Source organism: Streptomyces gilvus, assembly GCF_022513565.1.
Lineage (GTDB): Bacteria > Actinomycetota > Actinomycetes > Streptomycetales > Streptomycetaceae > Streptomyces > Streptomyces gilvus.
Window position 1 is genome coordinate 149,021 of record NZ_JAKWBE010000011.1, and the last position, 20,790, is coordinate 169,810.

Below are 20,790 nucleotides of genomic sequence, written 5' to 3' on the forward strand. Positions count from 1 at the left end.
TCACCGCGCGCCGAACGACGCAGGGCCCACGCCGACCGAATCCCGCGCGCCCACGGCCCACCGCGGACTGACCGGCGCGTGGCCTACGCCGCCGGAATCACCGCCGACACCCGGAAACCCCCCGCGTCCGTCGGCCCCGACACGAACACCCCGCCCAGGCCGGTGACCCGCTCCTTCATCCCCACCAGCCCGTTCCCCCCGGAGGGCAGCCGGGCCGAGGACGCGGACGCGAGCTCGGGCGGGGGCTCGTTCTCCACCTGCATCGCGATCTCCGACACCCGGTGCGCCACCCGCACATACGTCTTCGCACCCGCCGCGTGCTTGTGGACGTTCGTCAACGCCTCCTGCACCACGCGGTACGCCGTCTGCTCGATCTCCGCCGCGTACGAGCGCACGTCCCCCTCGACCGACAGAGCCACCACCATCCCGGCCGCCGCCGACTGCCCGACCAACTCCTCCAGCTCCGACAGCCACGGCCCGTCACCCTCGTCGGCGACCCTCGACGCGGCCACCGCGGCAGCCATCCCGACCGCGGCCAGCGGAACCGGCTGCTGCGCCCGCCGCGCCCCCTCCCCGCTCCTGAGCACCCCGAGCATCTCCCGCAGCTCGGTCAGCGCCTGCCGCCCCATGTCCCCCACCAGCGCGGCGTTCTTCACGGCCTTCTCCGGGTCCTTGCGGGCGACGGCCTGCAACGCGGCCGCGTGCACCACCATCAGACTCACCCGGTGCGCGACGACGTCGTGCATCTCCCGCGCGATCCGCGTCCGCTCCTCGCCGCGCGCCCACTCCGCGCGCTCCTCGGCCCGCTCGGCGAGCAGCTGCAACTCGCGCTCCAGGCTGTCCGCCCGCTCCCGCAGACTCTCCATCAGCCGCCGCCGGGCCCCGACATACATCCCCAGCAGCAGCGGCGGCGCGGTCATCCCGATCGCCGTCGTGATCGACGCGAACGGCACGAACCAGTCACCCAGGTCCAGACCGCCGTGCGCCATGTCCTGCCGCACCCGCACGAACATCACGATCAGCATGCCGACCAGGGACATGCCGGCCAGCGAGGCGATGATGCGGCGCGGCAACTCGGACGCGGCGAGCGTGTACAGGCCGACGATGCCCATCAGATAGCCCATCTGGGCGGGCGTGATGGCGATCGACACGAGGACGACGGCTATCGGCCACTGCCGGCGCACGAGCAACACGGAACCGGCCAGCACACCGAACACGATCCCGGCGGCCAGGGGGATCCCCGCGTCCCGCGCGAACCGGATCCCTTCGAACGCGCACTCCACCGCGGACGCGACAGCCAGCCCGACATCCAACGCGGCACTGCGCCACCTGGTCCACCACCACGGCCCTCCCCGGACCGTGGCATGGTCTTCCCCCGTCGTGGTCATGCCTCCAGCCTACGGTCGTTCGTGGCCGGTTTTCCGGTGAGTTTCCGGGACTGGCCCACACCACACTCCGTGACCGATCACCTACCAAACCCCACTTTCCCTCGAACGGCTGATCCAGCCAGGGTTCGCCCCCGGAAGATCCCATTCCACCCGGACCGTGCGCCCATGACACATTCATGCGGCAAGTACGCCGACTTCGAGGAACTCAGGGAGCAGGCACTCGCCCTGCGACGCGAAGTCCTGAGCCGGCGCCAGATCCGTGACCGGCTCCACGTCGACAACAACGACCTCCTCAACCGCCTCCTGGAGGGCGAACCCCCTCCGGAACGGACGAAACGCCCGAACGAAGAACGACCTGAGGGACGAGGCGCGGGAACTCCGGCTCCAGGGCTGGACGCACGACCAGATCCAGGTGGAACTGGGGTGCTCGAAGAGTTCGGTCTCACTCTGGGTGCGGGACCTTCCCAGGCCGGAGCGCCGTGCTGCGGAGTGCCGACGAGTACCGTCGCGTGGAAGGCGCCTGGTACGGCATAGTAGGAGGCGCCGCTCGACGGGCTGACTGAATGTCCATTTCTGTCGAGTTTGTTCCCCCGTGGTGTAATTGGCAGCACTGTGGCTTTTGGTGCCATCTGTCCGGGTTCGAGTCCTGGCGGGGGAGCCACGCTCGGTTCGGGTCCTGACCGGCGTCAGCGCCGTCGGGACCCGCTCTCATGTCACCCGTGAAACGCCCCGGTATCCTGCGGATGTCCCCACCCGTCCCAAAAGCCGAAGGGCAACCCCGTGAGCGCCATTCGCCCGGCAGCCGTCGTCGTTCTCGCAGCGGGTGAGGGCACCCGTATGAAGTCGGCCACACCGAAGGTCCTGCACGAGATCTGTGGCCGCAGTCTGGTGGGCCATGTCCTCGCCGCCGCGCGCGAGTTGGACCCCGAGAATCTCGTCGTCGTGGTCGGGCACGCGAGGGAGGCGGTCGCGGCCCACCTCGCCGAGACCGATCCGGCCGCCCGCACCGCCGTGCAGGAGGAGCAGAACGGCACCGGGCACGCCGTACGGATCGCCCTGGAGGGGCTCGGCGGGTCGGTCGAGGGGACCGTCGTCGTCGTGTGCGGTGACACCCCGCTGCTGACCGGCGAGACGCTGACGCGGCTGGCCGCCACCCATGCCTCCGACGGCAACGCCGTCACCGTGCTGACCGCCGAGGTCCCTGACGCCACCGGGTACGGGCGGATCATCCGGGACGAGGCCACCGGCGCCGTCACCGCGATCGTCGAGCACAAGGACGCCACGGAGGTCCAGCGGCGCATCCGCGAGGTCAACTCCGGCGTGTTCGCGTTCGACGGGCAGCTTCTCGCCGAGGCGCTGAAGAAGGTGCGGACGGACAACAGCCAGGGCGAGGAGTACCTGACGGACGTCCTCGGGATCCTGCGCGAGGCGGGGCACCGGGTCGGGGCCTCGCCGGCCGGCGACCACCGGGAGATCGCCGGGATCAACAACCGGGTGCAGCTGAGCGAGGCGCGGCGGATCCTCAACGACCGCCTGCTGACGCGGGCGATGCTGGACGGGGTCACGGTGATCGACCCGGCGACGACCTGGGTCGACGTCACGGTGACGTTCGAGCGGGACGCGGTCGTGCATCCGGGCACGCAGCTGCACGGCTCCACGCACATCGGCGAGGGCGCGGAGGTCGGGCCCAACTGCCGGCTGACGGACACGAGGGTCGGTGCCGGCGCCCGGGTCGACAACGCGGTGGCCGACGGCGCGGAGGTGGGACCGGAGGCGAAGGTGGGTCCGTACGCCTATCTGCGTCCGGGCACGCGTCTCGGCGCGAAGGGCAAGATCGGCACGTACGTCGAGACCAAGAACTCCTCGATCGGCGAGGGGACGAAGATCCCGCATCTGTCGTACGTGGGGGACGCGACGATCGGCGAGTACACGAACATCGGTGCCGCCAGCGTGTTCGTCAACTACGACGGACAGGAGAAGCACCACACCACGGTGGGGTCGCACTGCCGTACCGGCTCCGACAATATGTTTGTGGCTCCTGTCACGGTCGGGGACGGTGCGTACACCGCTGCCGGGTCCGTGATCACCAAGGACGTTCCGCCCGGTTCGCTGGCCGTGGCCCGTGGTCAGCAGCGGAATATCGAGGGTTGGGTGGCGCGCAAGCGTCCGGGGAGCGCGGCGGCGAGGGCGGCGGAGGCGGCCGCTCGCCGGGAGGAAGGCGAAGGCTGACCGGAATCGGTCGGGTCAGACACGGCGTACCGTGATAAGTGCACATCCGCACCCCACCTGCTGAGACACCTCTGAGGAGACAGTGCTGTGACCGGGATCAAGACGACCGGCGAGAAGAAGATGATGTTCTTCTCCGGCCGCGCCCACCCCGAGCTTGCCGAGGAGGTCGCCCAGCAGCTGGGTGTCGGGGTCGTCCCGACGAAGGCCTTCGACTTCGCCAATGGCGAGATCTACGTCCGTTACCAGGAGTCGGCACGTGGTGCGGACTGCTTCCTGATCCAGAGCCACACGGCTCCGATCAACAAGTGGATCATGGAGCAGCTGATCATGATCGACGCGTTGAAGCGGGCTTCGGCGCGGTCGATCACGGTGATCGTGCCGTTCTACGGCTATGCGCGTCAGGACAAGAAGCACCGTGGCCGTGAGCCGATCTCGGCGCGGCTGGTCGCGGACCTGATGAAGACGGCGGGTGCGGACCGGATCCTGACGGTCGATCTGCACACGGACCAGATCCAGGGCTTCTTCGACGGTCCGGTGGACCATCTCTTCGCGCTTCCGCTGCTGGCGGACTACGTGGGGACGAAGGTCGACAAGGACAAGCTGACGGTGGTGTCCCCGGACGCGGGCCGGGTGCGGGTGGCGGACCGTTGGTGCGACCGGCTGGGCGCGCCGCTGGCGATCGTGCACAAGCGCCGGGACAAGGACGTGGCGAACCAGGTCACCGTGCACGAGGTGGTCGGTGAGGTCGAGGGCCGCGTGTGCGTGCTGGTGGACGACATGATCGACACCGGTGGGACGATCTGTGCCGCGGCGGACGCGTTGTTCGCGCACGGCGCGGAGGACGTCATCGTGACGGCGACGCACGGTGTGCTGTCGGGTCCGGCGGCGGACCGGCTGAAGAACTCCAAGGTGAGCGAGTTCGTGTTCACGAACACGCTGCCGACGCCGAGCGAGCTGGAGCTGGACAAGATCACGGTGCTGTCGATCGCGCCGACGATCGCGAGCGCGGTGCGTGAGGTGTTCGAGGACGGTTCGGTGACGAGCCTGTTCGACGAGCAGTAGGCCCGTCTCCCTCCGGGAGTGATCGATTTTTCCGCGGCCTCCCTCGCCGAGTAGACTGCCCCAGTTGCTCGGCGAGGGAGGCCGTTCCCGTTTCTTTCGGGGCTCGGCTGTCCGTTATCGACGCGCTCTTCGTAGCAGGCCGTTCGTGGCCGGGTGACCCCGTCCGTTTCTACCTCTACGAGGAGTGATCATGTCCGAGGTGAAGCTCGTCGCCCAGACGCGCACCGAGTTCGGCAAGGGTGCCGCCCGTCGTATCCGTCGTGACAGCAAGGTTCCCGGTGTGCTGTACGGCCACGGCGTGGACCCGCTGCACCTGACGCTTCCGGGCCACGACCTGCTGCTGGCGCTGCGTACGCCGAACGTCCTGATCTCTCTGGACATCGAGGGCCGCACCGAGCTGGCGATCCCGAAGGCCGTGCAGCGCGACGCGATCAAGGGCTTCCTGGAGCACGTCGACCTGCTGCTGGTCAAGCGCGGCGAGAAGGTCACGGTCGAGGTCCCCGTCCACACCGAGGGCGAGCTGGCCCCGGGCGCCTACCTGCTGGAGCACGTGCTGAACGCGCTGCCGGTCGAGGCCGAGGCCACCCACATCCCCGAGTCCGTCAGCGTCTCGATCGAGGGCCTGGAGGCCGGTGCCTCCATCCTCGCCAAGGACATCACGCTGCCGAACGGCACCACGCTGGCCGTCGAGGAGGACGCGGTCGTGCTGCAGGTCCTGGCCGCGCAGGCGGAGGAGTCGGCGGGCGAGGAGTCCGAGGGCGACGAGGCCGTCGCCGAGGCCTGAGCCTGACGCTCACTTTTCTGTCAGCCGCTGTTCCCTCAGGGGGCAGCGGCTGGCGTGTATCGAGGAGACATGGACGTGACGACCGACGCCAATGGCCCCTGGCTGATCGTGGGCCTCGGGAACCCCGGGCCCGAGTACGCCATGAACCGGCACAACGTGGGCTTCATGGTGGCCGATCTGCTGGCCGAGCGGATCGGGGGGAGGTTCAAGCGGGCCGGGAAGGCCCAGGCGCAGGTCGTGGAGGGGCGGATCGGTCCGGTGGGTCCGGCGAACCGGCGGGTGATCCTCGCCAAGCCGATGTCGTACATGAACCTCTCGGGTGGGCCGGTGAACGCCCTGAAGGACTTCTACAAGGTGCCGGTCGCGGGCATCGTGGCGGTGCACGACGAACTGGACATCGACTACGGGACGCTGCGGCTGAAGCTGGGCGGCGGGGACAACGGGCACAACGGGCTGAAGTCGATGACGAAGGCGTTCGGCGCGGACTATCACCGGGTGCGGTTCGGGATCGGCCGGCCGCCGGGGCGGATGCAGGTCGCGGACTTCGTGCTGAAGGACTTCTCCTCGGCGGAGCGCAAGGAGCTGGACTACTTCGTGGACCGGGCGGCGGACGCGGTGGAGTGTCTGGTGGTGGAGGGGCTGGAGCGGGCGCAGAGCGCGTACAACTCCTGAGCCGCGCGGCTTCTGGGCATGGAGCCGTACAACTCCTGACATGTCCCCCCGCGGGTTTGACTGACCGTCGGGGTATGGCCAATGATCCCCGCCATGCCCGCAGCCAGCGCCACCCGTCAGGCCTCCGTCACCGCCCTGCGGTTCGGGCGGCTGGCGACGATGGGCACGGTCGCCGTGCTGATCCTGGTCGCCGGGGTGTGGGCCTCGTGGCGGACCGCCCCGTACGTGATGCTGACCAAGGGGCGGGAGCACGGCACGGTCACGGTGACGACGTGCGGTGCGGACACCTGCACCGGTCCGTACACGCCGGCCGTGCAGGGGGCGGCCCGGCGGCAGGTGGTGATCGACAGGTCGGTCGCGGTGAGGAAGGGCCGGAGTTACGCGGTCGTCGTGCTGCCGGGGAGCGACGAGGTGGTGCGGTCGGGGCCGGGCGGGGTGCTGTACGCGTGGGTCCCGCTGGGCGGGGCGCTGTTGCTGGCGTCGGTGGTCGTGGCCGGCGGGCTGCGGCGGACGCGGGCGGCGTGGCTGCTGGCGGTGTCGGGGATCGCGCTGCTGACCGCGGCGTTCGTGACGGTTTGACATCTCTCGCCGCTCTCCACGTCTGTGGAGGACCTGAGCGTTGTCTGTTCGTGATTGACCTTGAGTCAGTCGGGGCTGGATGCTGAGCCGCCCCCTCCACATCTTCCCGTCCGTAACTCGAAGATGGACTCGCCCCATGCGTACCCTCACCCGCGCCGGCGCGCTCTCCGCCGTCGCAGCGGCCGCGCTGTTCGCCGCCCCGGTCGCCGCCCACGCCGCCCCTGTCGCCGCAGGCCCCGGCGACAACGGCACCGTGAAGATCCACGACGCCAGGACCGGAGAGGAGCTCAGGCGCAACGAGCCGCAGGTCTGCACCTTCTACCTGGACGCCTTCGGCTTCGACGGCCTCCAGAAGGTGGACTGGCACATCGAGGCCTGGGCCCCGACCGCGGCCTCCAAGGGCGCCACGGTGAAGACCGGCGCCATCACCCTGGACGCCCGGGGTCACGGCCGTACGGAGGACCTGTCGCTGCCCGACGGCCACTACAAGCTGTTCTGGAACTTCGACGGAGAGAAGGGTGCCGCGAAGCACAAGGTGTTCTGGACGGACTGCGCGGGCCAGGGCACGGGCGGCTCGACCTCGGCCCCGGCCCCGTCGTCATCCGCGTCCGCCTCCGCGTCCCCGTCGGCCGGTGCTTCCGCCGCGCCGAGCGCGTCCTCCTCCGAGGCCGGGTCCGTCTCCGCGTCCTCCTCGCCCTCCGCGCAGGGCGGCAGCGACTCGGGCGGCCTCGCCGAGACGGGCAACGGCGTCCCGGTCGGCCTGCTCTCCGGTGCCGCGGCGGCGCTGGTGGCGGGCGGCGGTTACCTGGTGGTCCGGCGGCGCCGGGCCTGACGTACCACCCCACGAAGGCGGTGCCCCCGAGTCGGCGACTCGGGGGCACCCTCGTGTGCGTGGGAGGTCAGCCGGTGTTGCGCAGGCCGGCCGCCACGCCGTTGACGGTGAGGAGCAGGGCGCGGGAGAGCAGCGGGTCGGGGTCCTGGCCCGCGGCGGCCGCGTCGCGCTGGCGCTTGAGCAGGGTCACCTGGAGGTAGGAGATGGGGTCCAGGTAGGCGTCGCGGATGGCGAAGGTCTGCTTCAGCGCCGGGGTGGCGTCGAGGAGTTCGTTCTCGCCGGTGACGCGCAGGATCTCGGCGACGGTGAGTTCGTGCTCGGCCTTGATGGTGTCGAAGACGTGCTTGAGCTCGTCGGGGACGAGGGTGTCGACGTAGTGGGCGGCGATCCGCAGGTCGGTCTTGGCGAGCGTCATCTCGACGTTGGAGATGAAGTTGCGGAAGAAGTGCCACTGTTCGTGCATCTCGTCGAGCACGGTGTCGAGGCCCGCCTCGCGCAGCGCCTTCAGGCCGGAGCCGACGCCGAACCAGCCGGGGACGATCTGCCGGGACTGGGTCCAGCCGAAGACCCACGGGATGGCGCGCAGTCCGTCGAGGGAGACGCCGGAGCCGGGGCGGCGGGAGGGCCGTGAGCCCAGGTGCAGGTCGGCGAGCTGGTCCACCGGCGTCGACGCGAGGAAGTACGTCGGCAGGTCCGGGTCCTCGACGAGCCTGCGGTACGCGGAGTGCGCGGCGTCCGACACCACGTCCATCGCCGCGTCCCAACGGGCCAGCGCCTCCCCGGACTGGCGGGGGGCGGTGTGCAGGGCGGAGGCCTGCAGGGTGGCCGCGACCGTCAGTTCCAGGTTCTCCCTGGCCAGGGACGGGATGAGGTACTTGTCGGAGATGACCTCGCCCTGTTCGGTCACCTTGATCTCGCCCTCCAGGGTGCCCCAGGGCTGGGCGAGGATCGCGTCGTGCGAGGGGCCGCCGCCCCGGCCGACGGTGCCGCCGCGGCCGTGGAAGAGCCGCAGGCGTACGCCGTAGCGGTGGGCGACGTCGCGCAGCCGGCGCTGGGCGCGGTGGATCTCCCACTGGGAGGTGGTGATGCCGCCGAACTTGGAGGAGTCGGAGTAGCCGAGCATGACCTCCTGGACGTCGCCCCTGAGCGCGACCAGGCGCCGGTAGGACGGGTCGGCGAGCATGTCCTCCAGGATGGTGTCGGCGGCCTTGAGCTCGTCGGTGGTCTCCAGGAGCGGCACGATGCCGATCTTCGCCCAGCCGGCGTGCAGGTCGATCAGGCCGGCCTCGCGGGCGAGGACGGCGGCGGCGAAGACGTCGTCGGCGCCCTGGCACATGGAGATGATGTACGACTCGATGACCTCGGGCCCGAAGACGGCGAGGGCCCGCTTGATCGTCTCGAACACGCCGAGGGTCTTGGCACCGGCCGCGTCGACGGGCGCCGGGGTGGGCGCGAGGGGGCGGCGGGAGCGCAGTTCCTTGGCGAGGAGCTTGGCGCGGTACTCGCGGGGCATGTCGGCGTAGCGCCAGGACTCCTCGCCGAGCCGGTCGAAGAGCTGGCCGAGCGCGTGGTGGTGGGCGTCGGCGTGCTCGCGTACGTCCATGGTGGCCAGCTGCAGGCCGAAGGCGGCGAGCGTGCGGATCGTACGGTCCATGCGGCCGTCGGCGAACAGGCCGCCGCGGTGTTCGCGCAGGGAGGTCTGGATGAGGGTGAGGTCGGCGAGCAGCTGGGAGGTGCCGAGGTAGTCGCGGCCCTCCTCGTGCGGGGTGCCCTTGGCGAGGCGCTGCTTGGTGTTCTCCAGCTTCTGCCGGATGCAGGTGGCCTTGAGGCGGTAGGGCTCCTCGGCGTTGAGCCGCTTGTAGCGGGGGCTGATCTCCGGGAGGAGGTCCAGGTCGGCCTGGAGGGACTGCAGCAGTTCGTCGGTGGCGCCGGCGTAGCGGATGGAGTTGGACAGGAAGCCTCTGAGCTCGTCGATCATCTCCAGGGCGTCGTTGATGCCGTGCTCGTGCTGGAGGATGAGGACGTCCCAGGTGACCTGGGGGGTGACGTTCGGGTTGCCGTCGCGGTCGCCGCCGATCCAGGTGCCGAAGGTCAGCGGGCGGGTGTCGTCGGGGAGGCGGACGCCGACGCGCTCCAGTTCGGCGGTGAGGTCCTCCAGGACGTCGCCGACGGCGCCGGCGTGCAGCTCGTCGAGGTAGTAGATGGCGTTGCGGGCCTCGTCGGCGGGCTCGGGGCGCACGACGCGCAGTTCGTCCGTCTGCCAGACGAGGTCGATGTTCTCGGCCAGACGGGTGTCGTAGCGGCGGCGGTCCGACTCGATGACCGGGGTCTCCAGGAGCGCGGCGACGCGCCGGAGCTTGTTGAGGACCGAGCGGCGCGCGGCCTCCGTCGGGTGCGCGGTGAAGACCGGGCGGACGTTGAGGTTGGCGACCGTCTGGCGCAGGTGCTCGGGGTCGGCGTCCTTGAGCCGGTCGGCGGTGCGGGCGAGCAGTCCGCCCTCGGCGGCGCGCCGGGCGCGCAGCTCGCGGCCGCGGTGCACCTGTTCGGTGACGTTGGCCAGGTGGAAGTAGGTGGAGAAGGCGCGCACCAGCTGGGCGGCGGTCGTAAGGTCGGTGCCGCGCAGCAGCTCGGCGGCGGCCTCTCCGTCCTCGCGGGTGAGGCGGCGTACCTTCTCGACGAGTTCCAGCAGCTCGGGGCCCTCCTGGCGGACGAGGGTCTCGCCCAGGAGGTCGCCCAGCCGGCGGATGTCGGCACGCAGCTCGCTGCTGGTCGTCGGGTTCAGGTCGTCGGCACTGCTCACAGGTGCGGCTCCTTGCAGTGTTGAAGCTCGTCCGGGAGGGGAACCCGGCGGCGAGGGCCGCGCGGCGGGCGCCGCATACGGCCCTTGCATCCGGGAAGGAATCAGAGCGGACCGCGCTGTCCGACCGACTCCAAGGATAGGTGTCCATGCGGACGCGCAGACTGTCGGGCTCTTGCCGCCGGGCAGCGCACTGCCATACTTACGATGCCGTAGGTTACGGAACCGTAGGGACCGTTGTAACGGTACCCCGGCACGGTTGCGGTAGCCGTCCGGTATCTGTCTCAACCCTCGAACCCCACAGGGGACGCCCATGACCACAACTTCCGATGTGATCGACGACGCCCCGAAGGCGAACGACACCCCACTCGCCTCGGCCACCCTGGGCGGCGAGAAGAAGCGCGGAATCGAGCAGATCGCGCTGCTGCTCTTCATCGTCGTCCCGTTCCTGGCGCTCGTAGCCGCGGTTCCGCTGGCCTGGGGGTGGGGCGTGAGCTGGCTCGACCTCGGGCTGCTGGTCTTCTTCTACTACCTGGGCTGTCACGGCATCACGATCGGTTTCCACCGCTACTTCACCCACGGCTCCTTCAAGGCCAGGCGGCCGCTGCGGATCGCGCTGGCGATCGCCGGTTCGATGGCCGTCGAGGGCCCGATCGTGCGGTGGGTGGCGGACCACCGCAAGCATCACAAGTTCTCGGACGCGGAGGGCGACCCGCACTCTCCGTGGCGTTTCGGCGAGACGCTCCCGGCCCTGATGAAGGGGCTGTGGTGGGCGCACATCGGGTGGATGTTCGACGAGGAGCAGACACCGCAGGACAAGTACGCGCCGGATCTGATCAAGGATCCGGCGATCCGCGCGGTCTCCCGGCAGTTCGTCTACTGGACGATCCTGTCGCTGGCCCTGCCCGCCGTGATCGGCGGTCTGGTCACGATGTCGTGGTGGGGCGCGTTCACCGGCTTCTTCTGGGGGTCCCTCGTCCGGGTGGCTCTGCTGCACCACGTGACCTGGTCGATCAACTCGATCTGCCACGCGGTCGGCAAGCGGCCCTTCAAGTCGCGGGACCGCTCGGGCAACGTGTGGTGGCTGGCCGTGCTCTCCTGCGGCGAGTCCTGGCACAACCTGCACCACGCCGACCCGACCTCGGCGCGGCACGGGGTGGAGCGCTGGCAGGTGGACTCCTCGGCCCGTCTCATCCGCTGGTTCGAGGCGTTCGGCTGGGCGTACGACGTGCGCTGGCCGTCACGCTCGCGTATCGATTCGCGCCGGAAGACCGGGGAAGAGGGCTCAGGGCGCCGGAAGGAGACCGCCGAGGCGGCATGATTGACGCCGTGGCGACCGACTCCAGCAGCACCGAGAGCAACGACAAACCCCGGCGCGCGCGGCGCACCCGGATGACCGGCGCCGAGCGCCGTCAGCAGCTGCTGGAGATCGGCCGCACCCTCTTCGCCGCGAAGGGCTTCGAGGGCACCTCGGTGGAGGAGATCGCGGCGAAGGCCGGGGTGTCCAAGCCGGTGGTGTACGAGCACTTCGGCGGCAAGGAGGGCCTGTACGCGGTGGTGGTGGACCGCGAGATGCGGCGGCTGCTGGACATGGTCACCGGTTCGCTGACGGCCGGCCATCCGCGTGAGCTGTGCGAGCAGGCCGCCTTCGCGCTCCTCGACTACATCGAGGAGTACACGGACGGCTTCCGCATCCTGGTCCGTGACTCCCCCATCCCCCAGTCGACGGGCACCTTCGCGTCCTTGATCTCGGACATCGCCACGCAGGTCGAGGACATCCTGGGCCGGGAGTTCAAGAGCCGCGGCTTCGACCCCAAGCTCGCCCCCCTGTACGCGCAGGCCCTGGTCGGCATGGTGGCGCTGACCGGTCAGTGGTGGCTGGACGTACGCCGTCCGAAGAAGGCGGAGGTCGCGGCCCACCTGGTGAACCTGGCGTGGCACGGGCTGGACGGGCTGGAGCAGAAACCGCGGCTCATAGGGCACCGCAAGGCTTGAGCGCCCCGGTGCTCGAAGGCTCAGTGCTTGAAGGTGTCCTTGGCCTTCTCCTTGGCCTGGCGGGCGTCGCCCTTGGACTGCTGCAGCCGGCCCTCGGCCTCCATGCTCTCGTTGCCGACGGCGCGGCCGACCGTCTCCTTGGCCTTGCCCTTGGCCTGTTCCTTCTTGCCCTTGGCCTTCTGCTCGCCTGCCATCAGACTCACTCCCAGTGATTACGGGACTCCACTGTCGACACGGCGGGTAACCCTCAGGGGGCGGCACAAACGCCGTCGACGGGCTCCAGGAACTCCAGCCGGTTGCCCACGGGGTCCTCGGAGTAGAAGCGCCGGTGTCCCGGCAGTTCCCCGTCCCACACGACTAGCGCCCCGCCCGCCTCGAGCCGGGCGGCGTACGCCTCGATGTCCGTGACCCGCAGCCCCGGATGCGCCTTCCTCGCCGGTCTGAAGTTCTCCTCTATTCCCAGGTGCAGCTGCACGGCTCCGGCCCGGAACCAGCACCCTCCCCGCGCCGCGAGCACGGGCGGCTTGGGGACCTCGGTCATGCCGAGGACGTCGACGTAGTAGGCGCGCAGCAGGTCCTCGCTGCCGGCCGGGGCGGCGAGCTGGACGTGGTCGAGGGCGGTGAGCATCAGGCCTCCTTGCGGGCTACGGCGAAGATACGGCGGAAGGGGAACGGCGTGCCGTGGGCGGTCGCCGGATACGCCTCCCGCAGGGCCGCCCGGTACTCGGCGAGGAACGCGTCCCGGGCCGCCGGGTCGTCGGCGAGGGCGGTCAGCACCGGCCGCAGCCCGGTCCCCTTCACCCAGTCGAGGACCGGGTCCTCCCCGGTGAGCAGATGGACGTACGTCGTCTCCCACACGTCGGCCTCGCAGCCGAGGGAGGTCAGCTGCTCCAGGTAGGTCTGCGGGGAGAGGACGGCGTCGTCGTGGCGCAGGACGTCGGCGAGGCGGTCCTTGAAGCGGGCGGAGTGGGCGAGTTCGCGCATCAGCTGGTGGCTGGGGGCGGAGAAGTTTCCGGGGACCTGGAAGGCGAAGGTGCCGCCGGGCCTGAGCCCCGCGATCCAGTCACCGAACCGCTCGAGGTGCCCGGGCACCCACTGCAGGGTGGCGTTGCTGACGATCAGGTCGTACGGCTGCGGGGGCGCCCAGGTGCGGACGTCGGCGTACGAGAAGTCCAGGCGCCCTCCGCCGGGCGTGGGCCCCTCGTGCTCGGTGAGGGCGCGGTCGAGCATGGCGGGCGAGTTGTCGTACCCGGTGATGTGCGCGGTGGGCCAGCGGTCGGCGAGCACGGCGGTGACGTTGCCGGGGCCGCAGCCGAGGTCGGCGACGGCGGGCGTGGCGCTCGGCAGGTCGGGGACGCGGGCGAGGAGGTCGACGAACGGGCGGGCGCGGTGGCCGGCGTGACGGAGGTACTGGGCCGGATCCCAGGCGGGAGTGCTCATGGCATCCATCTTCCCCGGCAGATTATCTTGATGTCAAGAGACTTCACATCAAGAGACTTCACATCGACACAACCACTACACTGATCGCCATGGAGGACGAGGTCGATCGGCTGGTCGCTGCGTGGCGTCGGGAGCGCCCGGACCTCGACGTGGAACCGCTCGAGGTGCTCAGCCGGGTGAGCAGACTGGCCCGGCACCTGGACCGGGCCCGCCGGCTGGCCTTCGCCGAGCACGCCCTGGAGCCCTGGGAGTTCGACGTGCTGACCGCGCTCCGGCGCGCGGGCGCCCCCTACCAGCTCTCCCCCGGCCAGCTGCTGACCCAGACCCTGGTCACCTCGGGCACCATGACCAACCGCATCGACCGGCTCGCGAAGAAGGGCCTGGTGGAGCGGCTGCCCGACCCCAGCGACCGGCGCGGAGTGCTGGTGCGCCTGACGGACGAGGGCCGGGACCGCGCGGACCAGGCCCTCGCCGGACTGCTCGACCAGGAGCGGGCGATCCTCGCCGAGCTCTCCCGCGCCCAGCGCGGTGAACTGGCGGGACTGCTACGCCAGCTGACCGCCCCGTTCGACAACATCCCCGGCTAGGTCCACGGGCCCGACCCCGGCCCGGCGGGCGAGGGCGACGGCGGCCAGGGTGCTGTGTACGCCGAGCTTGCCCAGGACGTTCTGCATATGGGTGCGGACGGTGTGCGGGGAGAGGAACAGCCGCTCGGCGACCGCCTTGCGGCCCAGGCCCGCGACCATGCAGCGCAGCACCTCGCGCTCCCTCGGGGTGAGGGACTCCACCAGCCGCTCGCTCTCGGTGCGGTGCTTGCGGGCGGCCGTCAGCTCCCTGAGGACGCCGGTGAGCAGGGCGGGCGGCAGATGCGTCTCGTCGCGCAGGACGCCCCGGATGACGTTGAGCAGCCTCGACAGCGAACAGTCCTTGGCCACCCAGCCGGAGGCCCCGGCCTGCAGGGCGAGCGCGGCACGGCGCGGATCGTCCTTCTCGGCGAGCACGACGATCCGTACACCGGGCTGCGCGGTGCGCACGCCGGCGACCAGCGAGATGCCGTCGACCAGTCCGTCCTCGTCGTTGTCGTGGACGGGCACGGCGGGCCGCACGCCGGGCAGGTTGCCGCCCAGGTCGGAGTCGACGAGCAGGACGTCGTAGCGGCGGCCCTCGGCGGCCGCGCGCTCCAGGCTGCGCAGCGCGGCGGGACCGCTGCCGGCGGCGGAGACGTCGACGTCGGGCTCGGCCGCCAGGGCTGCGGCGAGCGACTCGGCGAAGATGCGATGGTCGTCGACGACCAGGACTCGGATGCGAACCACGAAACCCCCTTCCCCAAGCTCCGTGAGGAGCAGGGGCCCCTTTGTCGGGAGACGGTACGGGCGCGGGTACGACGCCCGAAGCGCGATGGCCCGCCGCGGCCGCCGCCGTGCGGAACTGCTACCCCCGCTTCGGGCGTCGAACCCGACTGTCTCGCCCCCTGATCTGCACCGGCCCCCACCGGTGCTGTTCATCAGGGTACGGCCGGGGGCCGGGAGGGGAAGGTAATTTGCAGAACTGGCAGTCCGGCACGTTTATCGTGAGCCGCATGTTTCGTCTTGAGACAGAAGTCGACAAGGCCCGGCGCGATCTTCTCCGTATCCGCCTCCGCGACACCAACACGGCGGCCTCCCCCGTGCTGGGCGCTCTGCGCGGAACCCCAGGTGAACGCGAACTTCCGCTCCACGTCTGGGCCTTGGACGAGGCGGGCGAGCTGGCGGGCGGACTGGTCGGCCACACGTGGACGACGTGGCTGCACGTGACATATCTGTGGGTGGACGAACGCCACCGCGGCGCGGGCCTGGGTTCGCAACTGCTCGCGACGGCGGAGGCGCTGGCGCGGGACGAACGCGGGTGCGGATCCGCCCGGCTGGAGACCTGGGACTTCCAGGCGCCGGACTTCTACCGCAAGCAGGGGTACGAGGTGGTGTGCGTGATCCCCGACTATCCGCCGGGGATCACGGAGTACACCTTGACGAAGCGGCTCAGCTGACCCTGCGGGCGCCCGCCGACGGTACGGCCTCGAACACCCGGGGTGCCGTGTGACCGCCGGAGGCGAACGCCTCCTCGACCGCCTTCGTGATCGTGTCCACGTCGGCGGCCTCCGCCAGGACGATCGCCGAGCCGCCGAAACCGCCGCCGGTCATCCGCGCGCCGAGCGCGCCGGAGGCCAGGGCGGTGTCGACGACCAGGTCGAGCTCCGGGCAGGAGATGCGGAAGTCGTCGCGCAGGGAGGCGTGGCCCTCGATCAGGACCGGGCCGATGGCGCGGGTCTCGCCCGAGCGCAGCAGGGCCACGGTCTTCTCCACCCGCTCGTCCTCCGTGACGACGTGGCGGACCAGACGGACCGCCTCCTCGTCGTCACCGAGCCGCGCGAGGGCCTCGTCCAGGTCGGCGTAGGGGATGTCGCGCAGGGCGTCGACGCCGAGCAGGGCCGCGCCCCGCTCGCAGCCGGCCCGGCGCTTGCCGTACTCGCCCTCGCTGTGGGCGTGCTTGACCTGGGTGTCCACCACCAGCAGCCGCATGCCCTCGGCGGCCAGGTCGAAGGGGATCTGCTGCTGGGAGAGGTCCCGGGTGTCGAGGAAGAGGGCGTGGCCCTCCTCGCAGCACGCGGACGCCGTCTGGTCCATGATGCCGGTCGGGGCGCCGACGTAGACGTTCTCGGCGCGCTGGCACAGGCGGGCCAGCTGCCAGCGCTGCAGACCCAGTCCGTACAGGTCGTTGAGCGCGAGCGCGATCACGACCTCCAGCGCCGCCGACGAGGACAGGCCCGCGCCCGAGGGGACCGTGGAGGCGAGATGGACGTCGGCGCCGGTCACGGCATGGCCGGCCTCGCGCAGGGCCCAGACCACGCCCGCCGGGTACGCCGTCCAGTTGCGGTCCGACTCGGGGGCCAGGTCGTCCAGGCGCAGCTCGACGACGCCGCCCTCGACGTCCCCGGAGTGCAGGCGCAGGACGCCGTCCGTGCGCCGGGAGACGGCCGCCGTCGCCACGTGCGGCAGCGCGAAGGGCATCACGAAGCCGTCGTTGTAGTCGGTGTGCTCACCGATGAGGTTGACGCGTCCCGGCGCCGACCAGACACCCTCCGGCTCGGCCCCGTACAGCGCGGCGAAGCCTTCCCGGACCTGCTGTGCACCCACTACTGCTCCCTTGCGATCTGCTGAGCGAACTCCCAGGCGTCCGCGACGATGCCCGCGAGGTCCGCGCGGGACGGGTTCCAGCCGAGCTTCTCGCGGGCCGAGGCGGCCGAGGCCACCAGGACCGCCGGGTCGCCGCCCCGACGCGGGGCCACGACCTCGGGGACCGGGTGCCCGGTGACCCGGCGGACGGTCTCGATCACCTCGCGGACCGAGAAGCCCTCGCCGTTGCCGAGGTTGCAGATCAGGTGCTCGCCGGGGGTTGCTGCCGCGAGGGCCAGCAGATGGGCCTCGGCGAGGTCCGCGACGTGGATGTAGTCGCGCACACAGGTGCCGTCGGGCGTCGGGTAGTCGTCGCCGTAGACGGAGATGGCCTCCCGCCGGCCCTGGGCGACCTGCAGGACCAGGGGGATCAGGTGGGACTCGGGGTCGTGGCGCTCGCCGCAGGCGCCGTAGGCGCCGGCCACGTTGAAGTAGCGCAGGGAGACCGCGGCCAGGCCGTGGGCGTTCGCCTCGCCGGTGATCATGTGGTCGACGGCGAGCTTGGTGGCGCCGTAGGGGCTGGTCGGCTTCGTGGGCGCGGTCTCCACGATCGGGACCTGCTCGGGCTCGCCGTAGGTGGCCGCGGTGGAGGAGAAGACGAGCCTGCGCACGCCCGCGTCGCGCATCGCGCCGAGCAGCGCCATGGTGCCGCCGACGTTGTTGTCCCAGTACTTCTCGGGCTTCACGACCGACTCGCCGACCTGGGAGGAGGCGGCGAAGTGCAGGACCGCGTCGAAGGAGGAGTCCAGCCACTTCGCGGCGTCACGGATGTCGCCCTCGACGAACACGGCCCCGGCGGGGACGCCCTCGCGGAAACCGGTCGTCAGGTTGTCGAGGACGACGACCTCGTGTCCGGCCTCCAGCAGGTGCTGGGCCACGACACTGCCGACGTAACCCGCGCCACCCGTCACCAGGTACTTCATCAACTCGCTACCTCTCGCAGTCGCTCGGCCGCGGCTTCCGGCCGGATGTCGTTGATGAACACGCTCATGCCGGACTCGGAACCCGCGAGGAACTTCAGCTTGCCGGACGTCCGTCGGATGGTGAAAAGCTCGAGGTGGAGCGCGAAGTCGTCCCGGTGGACGCCCTCGAACTCCTCCAGCGCGCCGAAGGGCGCCTGGTGCCAGGCCGCGATGTACGGCGTCGACGACTCGCTCTCACCGAAGATCCGGTCGAAGCGCCTCAACAGTTCCAGATACACCTTGGGGAACTCTGTGCGCGCCTCCTCGTCGAGTCCGAGCAGGTCGGGCACCCGGCGCTTCGGGTACAGGTGGACCTCGTAGGGCCAGTGCGCCGCGTACGGGACGAAGGCCACCCAGTGTTCACCCTCGAGGACGACGCGCTCGTCGGCGAGTTCACGCTCGAGAACATGATCGAAGAGGTTCTCCCCGCCGGTCGCCTCCTTGTGCTGGGCGAGCTGGCCCAGCATCAGTGCGGTGCGAGGGGTGGTGAAGGGGTAGGCGTAGATCTGGCCGTGCGGATGTCCGAGCGTCACACCGATCTCCGCACCCCGGTTCTCGAAGCAGAAGACCTGCTCCACGGAGGGGAGGTGCGACAGCTCGGAGGTGCGGTCGGTCCACGCCTCCAGGACCAGGGCGGCCTGCTCCTCGGTGAGGTCCGCGAAGGAGGCGTTGTGGTCGGAGGTGAAGCAGACGACCTCGCAGCGCCCGGAGTCGCCGGCCAGGGAGGGGAAACGGTTCTCGAAGACCACGACGTCGTACGAGGAGTCCGGGATCTCGCTCAGCCTGCCGTCCCGGGAGGGACACAGGGGGCATTCGTCGGCCGGGGGGTGGTAGGTGCGCCCCTGCCGGTGCGAGGCGATGGCCACGCTGTCGCCGAGCAGCGGATCACGGCGGATCTCGGAGGTGGTGTGGGTCCGCTCCAGCGGTCGCTTGTCCACCGCGTCGCGGACGTTGTCGTCGCGCAGGTCGTAGTAGATCAACTCGCGACCGTCGGCCAGGCGGGTCGAGGTCTTCTTCACTGCGACTCCCTATTCGAGCCACTCAATCTTCAAACAGAACCAAACACATCGAAACACAAGGCACCACCTGCGTCAACATCACAATCAAACAAAGGACATCAGGAAAAGTGTTGAAGAACCAGGTGCACATCCCCCCATACCTGGCAGCCGAGCTCCGGCTCCCCACCAACGGGCTCGACTACACGATCCTCGCTATCTACTTCGCCGTCGTCCTCGGGATCGGCTTCGCCGCCCGCAGATCGGTGAAGACCAGCCTCGACTTCTTCCTCTCCGGTCGCTCCCTGCCCGCCTGGATCACCGGCCTCGCGTTCATCTCCGCCAATCTCGCCGCCACCGAGATCCTCGGCATGGCGGCCAACAGCGCCCAGTACGGCGCGTACACCGTGCACTGGTACTGGATCGGCGCGATTCCCGCCATGGTCTTCCTCGGCCTGGTGATGATGCCCTTCTACTACGGCAGCAAGGTCCGCTCGGTTCCCGAGATGCTGCTGCTGCGCTTCGACAAGGCCGCACACCTGCTCAGTTCGATCCTGTTCGCCTTCGCCGCCATTCTGATCGCCGGTGTGAACCTGTACGCCCTCGCGATCGTCGTGGAGGCGCTGCTGGGCTGGCCGCAGTGGGTGGCGATCGTGGTCGCGGGCGCCTTCGTGCTGGCGTACATCACCCTCGGCGGTCTCTCCTCCGCGATCTACAACGAGGTGCTGCAGTTCTTCGTGATCCTCGCGGCCCTCATCCCGATCGTCGTGCTGGGCCTGAAGAAGGTCGGCGGCTGGGGCGGCCTGACCGACAAGCTGACCGCGAGCCACGGCGCGAACTTCACCACCGCCTGGGGCGGCACCGGCATCGGCAGCTCCAACCCGCTGGGCGCCAACTGGCTGACCATCGTGCTCGGCCTCGGCTTCGTGCTGTCCTTCGGCTACTGGACGACCAACTTCGCCGAGGTGCAGCGCGCCCTGTCCGCGAAGAACCTCTCCGCCGGGCAGCGCACCCCGCTGATCGCCGCGTACCCGAAGATCTTCATCGTCTTCCTGGTGATGATCCCGGGCCTGGTCGCCGCGGCGATCGTCCCCGGCTTCGGCACGCCCAAGTCGGGCTACCAGTACAACGACGCCATCCCCTACCTGATGTCGCAGCTGCTGCCCAACGGCGTCCTCGGCATCGCGGTGACCGGTCTGCTGGCCGCGTTCATGGCCGGCATGGCGGCCAACGTGTCCTCCTTCAACACGGTGTTCACCAACGACATCTGGGGCCGGTACGTCGTCCGGGGCCGCGAGGACGAGTACTACGTCCGCTTCGGCCGCCTGATCACGGTGATCGGCGTCTGCGCCTCCGTCGGCACGGCGTTCCTGGCCTCGTCGTTCTCCAACATCATGAGCTATCTGCAGACGCTGTTCTCCTTCTTCAACGTGCCGATGTTCGTCGTCTTCATCGTCGGCATGTTCTGGAAGCGCGCGTCCACGAAGTCCGGCTTCTGGGGGCTGCTCGCGGGCACCGTGGCCGCGATGGTGAACTACTTCGTGATCTACAAGAAGGGCATCATCGACATCCCTTCCGACCAGGGCGCCAACTTCGTCTCCGCGATCGTCGGCTTCGTCGCCGGCGCGGTGGTGATGGTCGCCGTGTCCCTGTTCACCAGGCCCAAGCCCGCCGAGGAGCTGCAGGGCCTGGTCTACGGCACCACCTCCCCCGGCATGACCGAACCGCCCTCCCCCGGCGACGAGGCCTGGTACCGCAGGCCGGCCCTGCTGGGCTGGGGGGCGATCGTCATCGCGGCCGCCTGCTACATCCCGTTCTCGTTCTGACCGCGGGAGGATTGAGAGAC

Annotated in this window: 20 protein-coding genes, 1 tRNA gene and 1 pseudogene; 13 read left to right on the top strand and 9 right to left on the bottom strand. The window is 70.1% G+C overall.

Annotated features, from left to right (window positions below; genetic code table 11):
• Positions 1–83: 83 nt before the first annotated feature.
• A complete protein-coding gene (locus MKW14_RS19025; protein WP_240863749.1) occupies positions 84–1,388 on the bottom strand; it encodes a sensor histidine kinase in 1,305 nt (434 codons plus the stop codon).
• A gap of 165 nt (positions 1,389–1,553) precedes the next feature.
• On the opposite strand from MKW14_RS19025, the pseudogene MKW14_RS19030 reads away from it, so the two are divergent.
• The 8 genes and pseudogenes from MKW14_RS19030 to MKW14_RS19065 form a co-directional block, all read left to right on the top strand.
• Positions 1,554–1,869, top strand: a pseudogene (locus MKW14_RS19030) (hypothetical protein); the annotation flags it as partial.
• A gap of 105 nt (positions 1,870–1,974) precedes the next feature.
• A tRNA-Gln gene (locus MKW14_RS19035) sits at positions 1,975–2,049 on the top strand.
• Positions 2,050–2,168: 119 nt separating this feature from the next.
• On the top strand, positions 2,169–3,617 hold the full coding sequence (gene glmU, locus MKW14_RS19040; protein ID WP_240863751.1) for a bifunctional UDP-N-acetylglucosamine diphosphorylase/glucosamine-1-phosphate N-acetyltransferase GlmU: 1,449 nt from the start codon (positions 2,169–2,171) through the stop codon (positions 3,615–3,617).
• 87 nt (positions 3,618–3,704) lie between these two features.
• Entirely contained in the window at positions 3,705–4,679 is a 975-nt protein-coding gene (locus MKW14_RS19045; RefSeq protein ID WP_208781210.1) for a ribose-phosphate diphosphokinase, read from the top strand.
• Positions 4,680–4,869: 190 nt separating this feature from the next.
• On the top strand, positions 4,870–5,463 hold the full coding sequence (locus tag MKW14_RS19050; RefSeq protein WP_133045901.1) for a 50S ribosomal protein L25/general stress protein Ctc: 594 nt from the start codon (positions 4,870–4,872) through the stop codon (positions 5,461–5,463).
• Between the two features lie 69 nt (positions 5,464–5,532).
• Entirely contained in the window at positions 5,533–6,135 is a 603-nt protein-coding gene (gene pth, locus MKW14_RS19055) for an aminoacyl-tRNA hydrolase (RefSeq protein WP_240863753.1), read from the top strand.
• Between the two features lie 81 nt (positions 6,136–6,216).
• Positions 6,217–6,714: a hypothetical protein gene (locus MKW14_RS19060; protein ID WP_240863756.1), complete on the top strand. Its 498-nt coding sequence runs from the start codon at positions 6,217–6,219 to the stop codon at positions 6,712–6,714.
• Between the two features lie 136 nt (positions 6,715–6,850).
• Complete coding sequence (locus tag MKW14_RS19065; RefSeq protein WP_240863758.1) at positions 6,851–7,546, top strand: LAVTG motif-containing sortase-dependent surface protein; 696 nt, start codon at positions 6,851–6,853, stop codon at positions 7,544–7,546.
• 67 nt (positions 7,547–7,613) lie between these two features.
• On the opposite strand, the gene ppc is transcribed toward MKW14_RS19065, so the two are convergent.
• Complete coding sequence (gene ppc, locus MKW14_RS19070) at positions 7,614–10,346, bottom strand: phosphoenolpyruvate carboxylase (RefSeq protein WP_240863760.1); 2,733 nt, start codon at positions 10,344–10,346, stop codon at positions 7,614–7,616.
• A gap of 310 nt (positions 10,347–10,656) precedes the next feature.
• Between ppc and MKW14_RS19075 the strand changes: the two genes are divergently transcribed.
• Positions 10,657–11,664, top strand: coding sequence for an acyl-CoA desaturase (locus tag MKW14_RS19075; RefSeq protein ID WP_240863761.1), 1,008 nt, complete (start codon positions 10,657–10,659; stop codon positions 11,662–11,664).
• Positions 11,661–12,338 carry a TetR family transcriptional regulator gene (locus MKW14_RS19080; protein ID WP_240863764.1) on the top strand — a complete coding sequence of 226 codons (678 nt, stop codon included), beginning with the start codon at positions 11,661–11,663 and terminating at the stop codon, positions 12,336–12,338. Before MKW14_RS19075 ends, MKW14_RS19080 begins: the two co-directional genes overlap by 4 nt.
• A gap of 20 nt (positions 12,339–12,358) precedes the next feature.
• On the opposite strand, the gene MKW14_RS19085 is transcribed toward MKW14_RS19080, so the two are convergent.
• From MKW14_RS19085 to MKW14_RS19095, 3 genes are read right to left on the bottom strand one after another with little or no spacing between them, the layout of a single operon-like run.
• Positions 12,359–12,532, bottom strand: coding sequence for a CsbD family protein (locus tag MKW14_RS19085; RefSeq protein ID WP_240863766.1), 174 nt, complete (start codon positions 12,530–12,532; stop codon positions 12,359–12,361).
• A 53-nt stretch (positions 12,533–12,585) separates the two neighbouring features.
• Entirely contained in the window at positions 12,586–12,966 is a 381-nt protein-coding gene (locus MKW14_RS19090; RefSeq protein WP_240863767.1) for a VOC family protein, read from the bottom strand.
• Positions 12,966–13,787 carry a trans-aconitate 2-methyltransferase gene (locus MKW14_RS19095; RefSeq protein ID WP_240863770.1) on the bottom strand — a complete coding sequence of 274 codons (822 nt, stop codon included), beginning with the start codon at positions 13,785–13,787 and terminating at the stop codon, positions 12,966–12,968. The genes MKW14_RS19090 and MKW14_RS19095 overlap by 1 nt, the downstream gene beginning before the upstream one ends.
• Positions 13,788–13,867: 80 nt before the next feature.
• Here MKW14_RS19095 and tamR point away from each other — a divergent pair, with 80 nt between their 5' ends.
• Positions 13,868–14,365: a MarR family transcriptional regulator TamR gene (gene tamR, locus MKW14_RS19100; RefSeq protein WP_208781221.1), complete on the top strand. Its 498-nt coding sequence runs from the start codon at positions 13,868–13,870 to the stop codon at positions 14,363–14,365.
• Here tamR and MKW14_RS19105 read toward each other — a convergent pair.
• The gene (locus MKW14_RS19105; protein ID WP_240863772.1) at positions 14,324–15,091 is read right to left on the bottom strand and encodes a LuxR C-terminal-related transcriptional regulator; all 768 of its coding nucleotides are present in this window, start codon (positions 15,089–15,091) and stop codon (positions 14,324–14,326) included. The genes tamR and MKW14_RS19105 overlap by 42 nt on opposite strands.
• A 254-nt stretch (positions 15,092–15,345) precedes the next feature.
• Between MKW14_RS19105 and MKW14_RS19110 the strand changes: the two genes are divergently transcribed.
• On the top strand, positions 15,346–15,801 hold the full coding sequence (locus MKW14_RS19110; RefSeq protein WP_240863970.1) for a GNAT family N-acetyltransferase: 456 nt from the start codon (positions 15,346–15,348) through the stop codon (positions 15,799–15,801).
• Here the strand turns inward: MKW14_RS19110 and galK are convergent.
• Genes galK through galT form a run of 3 tightly spaced genes read right to left on the bottom strand, consistent with a single transcriptional unit; the run spans position 15,794 to position 18,968 of the window.
• A complete protein-coding gene (gene galK / locus MKW14_RS19115; protein WP_240863775.1) occupies positions 15,794–16,948 on the bottom strand; it encodes a galactokinase in 1,155 nt (384 codons plus the stop codon). The two genes, MKW14_RS19110 and galK, sit on opposite strands and share 8 nt — an antisense overlap.
• Positions 16,948–17,910, bottom strand: coding sequence for a UDP-glucose 4-epimerase GalE (gene galE, locus MKW14_RS19120; protein ID WP_240863777.1), 963 nt, complete (start codon positions 17,908–17,910; stop codon positions 16,948–16,950). Before galE ends, galK begins: the two co-directional genes overlap by 1 nt.
• The gene (gene galT, locus MKW14_RS19125; protein WP_240863779.1) at positions 17,910–18,968 is read right to left on the bottom strand and encodes a galactose-1-phosphate uridylyltransferase; all 1,059 of its coding nucleotides are present in this window, start codon (positions 18,966–18,968) and stop codon (positions 17,910–17,912) included. Before galT ends, galE begins: the two co-directional genes overlap by 1 nt.
• A gap of 122 nt (positions 18,969–19,090) precedes the next feature.
• Here galT and MKW14_RS19130 point away from each other — a divergent pair, with 122 nt between their 5' ends.
• Positions 19,091–20,770, top strand: a complete 1,680-nt coding sequence (locus MKW14_RS19130) for a sodium:solute symporter family protein (RefSeq protein ID WP_240863781.1) — start codon at positions 19,091–19,093, stop codon at positions 20,768–20,770.
• Positions 20,771–20,790 lie beyond the last annotated feature (20 nt).

Bases quoted from the DNA above. Each gene is read 5' to 3' on its own strand.
- MKW14_RS19025 (WP_240863749.1), bottom strand. From the start codon at position 1,388: ATGACCACGACGGGGGAAGACCATGCCACGGTCCGGGGAGGGCCGTGG.
- MKW14_RS19095 (WP_240863770.1), bottom strand. From the start codon at position 13,787: ATGGATGCCATGAGCACTCCCGCCTGGGATCCGGCCCAGTACCTCCGT.
- MKW14_RS19065 (WP_240863758.1), top strand. From the start codon at position 6,851: ATGCGTACCCTCACCCGCGCCGGCGCGCTCTCCGCCGTCGCAGCGGCC.
- MKW14_RS19050 (WP_133045901.1), top strand. From the start codon at position 4,870: ATGTCCGAGGTGAAGCTCGTCGCCCAGACGCGCACCGAGTTCGGCAAG.
- MKW14_RS19075 (WP_240863761.1), top strand. From the start codon at position 10,657: ATGACCACAACTTCCGATGTGATCGACGACGCCCCGAAGGCGAACGAC.
- tamR (WP_208781221.1), top strand. From the start codon at position 13,868: ATGGAGGACGAGGTCGATCGGCTGGTCGCTGCGTGGCGTCGGGAGCGC.
- pth (WP_240863753.1), top strand. From the start codon at position 5,533: ATGGACGTGACGACCGACGCCAATGGCCCCTGGCTGATCGTGGGCCTC.
- MKW14_RS19080 (WP_240863764.1), top strand. From the start codon at position 11,661: ATGATTGACGCCGTGGCGACCGACTCCAGCAGCACCGAGAGCAACGAC.
- MKW14_RS19085 (WP_240863766.1), bottom strand. From the start codon at position 12,532: ATGGCAGGCGAGCAGAAGGCCAAGGGCAAGAAGGAACAGGCCAAGGGC.
- MKW14_RS19090 (WP_240863767.1), bottom strand. From the start codon at position 12,966: ATGCTCACCGCCCTCGACCACGTCCAGCTCGCCGCCCCGGCCGGCAGC.
- MKW14_RS19060 (WP_240863756.1), top strand. From the start codon at position 6,217: ATGATCCCCGCCATGCCCGCAGCCAGCGCCACCCGTCAGGCCTCCGTC.
- galE (WP_240863777.1), bottom strand. From the start codon at position 17,910: ATGAAGTACCTGGTGACGGGTGGCGCGGGTTACGTCGGCAGTGTCGTG.